Genomic DNA, 821 nt, shown 5'->3' with positions numbered 1-821 from the left:
ACCAGCTATAGATCGTAGACTTGGTAGGCCGTTACCCCACCAACTATCTAATCTAACGCGGGCCGATCCTTCTCCGATAAATCTTTCCCCCGAAGGGCGTATAAGGTATTACTCACCGTTTCCAGTGGCTATTCCTTAGAGAAGGGCACGTTCCCACGCGTTACTAACCCGTCCGCCGCTCACTCCGAAGAGTGCGCTCGACTTGCATGTGTTAAGCCTGCCGCCAGCGTTCGTTCTGAGCCAGGATCAAACTCTCAAGTTGAAAAGCACTTACATGCTTATCCTTAACGTTGAACCTCTGCACATCACTGACATCCCCCTCGTCACAAGGAAGATGACAACCAAATCTCCCCGGCAGGGAAGATCTGGATAAACTGTTTGTGTACTTGGTTTTCAAAGAAAACAAAGTCCGACAAACAGTGAAGCTGTTAATCTCATCATCGGCCCGAAAGCCTAGAGACCAGATATACAGACGTCCAATCGTCGATAACGACCAAACCGCCCACATATCTCTTCAGATATATAACTATGTCAAAAAACGCGGCAATCAGATGATCACCAGAGACAAAAATCAACAAGAAGCGCCCAAACTTACTAGGCGCATCCCGCGTCATCTAACCTCAATTTATTCTCTCAAACCGTCTCCAGAGCGCCGCTCCGTGTCCCGTCTGACCCGCCGTTGTGCGCCTCAGCGCCGCCGGTAGAGGGGGTTCTAAGGTTAACCCAACAAACCCGCAAGCGCTTTTTAACAAAAATCCCAAACTTTTTAAAACTTTTATGAATATACAACAATATCAATAGGTTAAATGAGGTGGGAGGAC

General features: G+C 48.0%; 1 rRNA gene. It reads right to left on the bottom strand.

Features of this window, described 5'->3' with window-relative positions:
- Positions 1-262, bottom strand: a 16S ribosomal RNA gene (locus JXQ85_RS16450); the annotation flags it as partial.
- Positions 263-821: the final 559 nt, after the last annotated feature.

Source organism: Cognatishimia sp., from assembly GCF_049116455.1.
Lineage (GTDB): Bacteria > Pseudomonadota > Alphaproteobacteria > Rhodobacterales > Rhodobacteraceae > Cognatishimia.
The sequence above is the reverse complement of the archived record's forward strand: the minus strand, read 5'-3'. Positions and strand labels throughout refer to the sequence as shown.